General features: G+C 68.1%; 4 protein-coding genes. 1 reads left to right on the forward strand and 3 read right to left on the reverse strand.

Features of this window, described 5'->3' with window-relative positions:
* Positions 1-1,402 (reverse strand): methyl-accepting chemotaxis protein (locus N878_RS14460; protein ID WP_031303191.1); only part of this gene is annotated, 1,402 nt, incomplete at its 3' end.
* Between the two features lie 276 nt (positions 1,403-1,678).
* A complete protein-coding gene (locus N878_RS14465; protein ID WP_021444343.1) occupies positions 1,679-2,191 on the reverse strand; it encodes an ATP-dependent zinc protease in 513 nt (170 codons plus the stop codon).
* Between the two features lie 165 nt (positions 2,192-2,356).
* Between N878_RS14465 and N878_RS14470 the strand changes: the two genes are divergently transcribed.
* Positions 2,357-3,247: an acyltransferase gene (locus tag N878_RS14470; protein ID WP_021444344.1), complete on the forward strand. Its 891-nt coding sequence runs from the start codon at positions 2,357-2,359 to the stop codon at positions 3,245-3,247.
* A gap of 128 nt (positions 3,248-3,375) precedes the next feature.
* Here the strand turns inward: N878_RS14470 and N878_RS14475 are convergent.
* Positions 3,376-3,982, reverse strand: a 607-nt coding sequence (locus tag N878_RS14475) for a zinc-binding dehydrogenase (RefSeq protein ID WP_021444345.1), incomplete at its 5' end; no start/stop codon positions are given.

The raw sequence follows: 3,982 nt of genomic DNA on the forward strand, positions 1-3,982 counted from the left end.
GCGCCACCTCGCGGGTCTGCTGCGCCTCCACCGCGGCCTGCTCGCAGCTCTGCGCCACGCTCTGCGCGGTGGCGGCCATCTGCGTGGCGGCGGTGGCGATCTGGCTCATCTGCGCCTGCTGCTGCTCCACCGCATCCAGCGCGTCGCGGGCCTGGCCGCCGAGCAGCTGCACCGTGTCGTCGAGCTGACGGCTCTCGCGGCCGACGCCCTGCAGCGAGTCGCGCAGCTGCGCCACGGCACTGTTCAGCGCCTGGGCGATGGAGGCCAGGTCGTCGGCGCCGTGCACCTGCATGCGCACGCGCAGGTCGCCGTCGCGCAGGCTTTCCGCCGCTTCGATGATGCCGGCGGTGCTACGCCGGATCGAGGCGTTGAGGCACAGCAGCACGTACAGCGCCAGCAGGGTGAGCAGGACGAAAGCGCCGATCACCTCGACCATGGTCAGCAGCGCGCGCTGGCGATGCTGCCCCAGGCTCGTGGCGAACTGGTCGTAGACCGCTTGCTGCAGCCCCTGCAACTGCGCCTCCAGGGCCTCGACGCGCTGCACGAACTGCTCCGGGGTCAGCGCCATGGGGCTGGCCTCGAACATGTCGCGGTCGATCTGCGCGAGGAACTGGTCGAAGCCGGCCAGCGCCGCCTCGAACGGCCCGGCCAGCTGGCGCATGGCCTGCGGCGCCTCGCGCTGCAGGGTGCTCTGCGCCTTGATCAGCTGCGCGCGCTGCTCGTCGAGGCCGCGGCGCAGGTCGCGGATCAGCACCCGGCTCTGCAGGGTGAAATGCTGCGACACCACCGCGCCATGGCCCTGGGCGGCGAAGGTGCCGAGCTGTTCGAGCAGACGCGGCAGGATGTAGGTGAGCTGCTCCATCATCAGGTAGGTGGCCAGGCGCGGATCGAGGATCAGGCCGCTGTCGGTGGCCACCTGTTCGCGCAGGGCGAGCAGGTGCAGCAGGGTCTTCTGGTAACGCTCCAGCGCATCCGGTAACGCCACAGGGGCCAGGGCCTGCGCCTGAAGCCCAGCGCGTTCGGCCTGCAGCGCCTGGAAATGTTCGCGCGCCTGGGCGCCGATCAGCGCACTTTGCAGCGGCGCGGCGGCTTGCTGCAGGGCCTCGTCGAGCTGCGCCTCGCGCTGGCGCAGCAGCCCCTCGGCGGCGTTATCGGTGCCCTTCCAGCGCGCCAGCAGGGTGCGCTGGGCGATCAGTTCGCGCTGCACCAGGGCCATGGACTGCAGCGCCTGCGCGCCTTCCAGCTCGTGGTCGATGGCCTGCAGGCGACCCAGGTAGTCGCTGCCGATCACCCACAGGGCATAGCCCAGCGGCAGGGCGAACAGCAGGAACACCAGCTGAAACTTGCGCGCGAAGCTGAACCGCTCCAGCAGCCGCACACCCGGTTTGAGTACTCCAGTCATCGCGACACCTCAACGAGTTCCACGGGCCCTCGCGGGCCAGGTAAGAAACTGCATCAAGCAAGAAACAGGCCGCCATCCTGGAGCACTCGGCGACCGCGGGCAGGGGGCTATGGCCCCGTGCCCGCAGTCTAGGTTCTGCACGAAAAGTGCCTGCGCTCGGTGATGCTTCGTTAAAAATCGGTTCGGAATGCTCATGTACAGCTCGTACACTCCGCTTCCTCACCGCTTTTTGCCTTGCCTGACCTTCGCTCGACGACTTTTCGTACTGAACCTAGTTCAGCACTGCGGCCGCTCGCGGGTGTAGCGTTCGGCGGGGTTCACCGCCGCGCCGAAATCGCGCAGGGCGCTGGCGCCGATCAGCAGGGGGTAGTTGAAGGTGCTGCGGTCGGTGAGGTTGACCTCGATGGTGCGCTGCTCCTCGCCCAGGCACACCGGCAGCTCGATCACCGGGCGCTGCGAGGCCGCCGCCGTCTTCAGCGGCTGGCCGGCCAGCTCCTCGCTGCGCGTCTTGATCTCGGCGATGCGCACCAGCGGGTGCTCATGCACACGCTGCTCGGCGCCGTCCACCGCCAGGCGAAAGCGCACCCAGTCCTCGCCGTCGCGCTCGAAGCGCTGGATGTCCTTGGCCGACAGCGAGGCGGTCATGGCGCCGGTGTCCATCTTGGCCTTGAGGGTCTGGCCCAGCTCGGGCAGTTCGATCAGCTCGTAACGGCCGTACAGCGTGGGTTGCTGATTGGCCAGGGCCGGCAGGCTGAGCAGCGCGGCCAGCAGGATCAGGGCATGGTTCAAGGTCGGTACTCCTGTAAGGGGATAGACCGGATTTCCGACCGCCCCCGGCGCCACCCTGTTCCCCGGGCGGCGTGACAAGGTGTTACCAAGCGGCCCGCCGCCGCCCTTGGAGGCCGCGCCGCGCCTTGCTTATCATGGCCGGCCACCGCCCATCATGGAGTCGATATGCGCCCGCTGCTGACCGGCCTTGCCAACCTCGTGCTGTTGCTCGCCAACACCCTGATCCTGATCGGCCCGCTGCTGCTGATCGCCCTGGCCAAGTTCGTCCTGCCCGGCCAGACGGCGCGCGACGCCTGCTCGCGCGGGGTGATGTGGGTGGCCGAGTTCTGGGCGGAGAACTGCAAGCGCATCTTCGCCCTGACCACCCCGACCCACTGGGACATCCGCGGCAACGCCGAGCTGCGCCGCGACCGCTCCTACCTGGTGATCAGCAACCACCAGTCCTGGGTCGACATCCCGGCGCTGGTGCAGGCGTTCAACCGCAAGACGCCCTACTTCAAGTTCTTCCTCAAGCAGCAGCTGATCTGGGTGCCGCTGCTCGGCCTGGCCTTCTGGGCGCTCGACTACCCCTTCATGAAGCGCTATTCGAAAGCGTTTCTGGAGAAGAATCCGCAGATGAAGGGCAAGGACCTGGAGATCACCAGGGCCGCTTGCGAGAAGTTCAAGCGCCTGCCGGTGACCGTGGTCAACTACCTCGAAGGCACCCGCTTCACCCCGGCCAAGCAGGCGCAGCAGGGCTCGCCCTACCAGCATCTGCTCAAGCCCAAGGCCGGCGGCGTGGCCTTTGTCCTCGCCACCCTGGGCGAGCAGATCGACGCCGTGCTGGACGTCACCCTGGTCTATCCGGGCCAAGGCGTGCCGGGCTTCTGGGCACTGCTCAGCGGTCAGGTGGCGAAGGTCATAGTGGATATCCAGACCCGCGAGCTGGACCCGGCGCTGTGGCAGGGCGACTACGAGAACGACGGCGAATTTCGCCAGTACCTGCAGGGCTGGGTGACGCAGCTGTGGCAGGACAAGGACGCGCGCATCGCGCAGATTCGCGCCGAGGGCGCGTGACGCCGGCACGAAAAAAGGGAGCCCGCAGGCTCCCGAAAAAAGGCGCGGACCAATGCGCCTGGCCGTAGCACCAACATTGAATCGGGGCGGACGGGCACGCGGCCCGTCCACCGTGCAGCGCAGCGCGATCAGGCCGCGCTGAAGGTCTTGTGCGGGTCGATGACGAATTTCTTCGGCACCCCGGCATCGAACTCGTGGTAGCCGTTGGGGGCCTGGTCCAGGCTGATGACCTGCACGCCGACCACCTCGGCGATGTTGATGCGATCCCACATGATGGCCTGCATCAGCGCACGGTTGTACTTCATCACCGGGGTCTGGCCGGTGTGGAAGCTGTGCGACTTGGCCCAGCCGAGGCCGAAGCGGATGCTCAGGGCGCCGATCTTCGCCGCCGCGTCCACCGCGCCCGGGTCTTCGGTGACGTAGAGGCCGGGAATGCCGATCTTGCCGGCCACGCGGGTGACCTGCATCAGCGAGTTGAGCACGGTGGCCGGGGCCTCGTGCTGCACGCCGTCATGGCCGTGACCGCGGGCCTCGAAGCCTACGCAGTCGATGGCGCAGTCGACTTCCGGCTCGCCCAGCAGCTCGGCGATCTGCTCATGCAGCGGGGTGTCCTTGGACAGGTCGGCGATCTCGAAGCCCACCGCCTTGGCATGGGCCAGACGCACCGGGTTGACGTCGCCGACTATGACCACGGCGGCGCCGAGCAGGCGCGCCGAAGCGGCGGCGGCCAGGCCG

This window comes from Pseudomonas sp. EGD-AK9 (assembly GCF_000465935.2).
Classification (GTDB): Bacteria; Pseudomonadota; Gammaproteobacteria; order Pseudomonadales; family Pseudomonadaceae; genus Aquipseudomonas.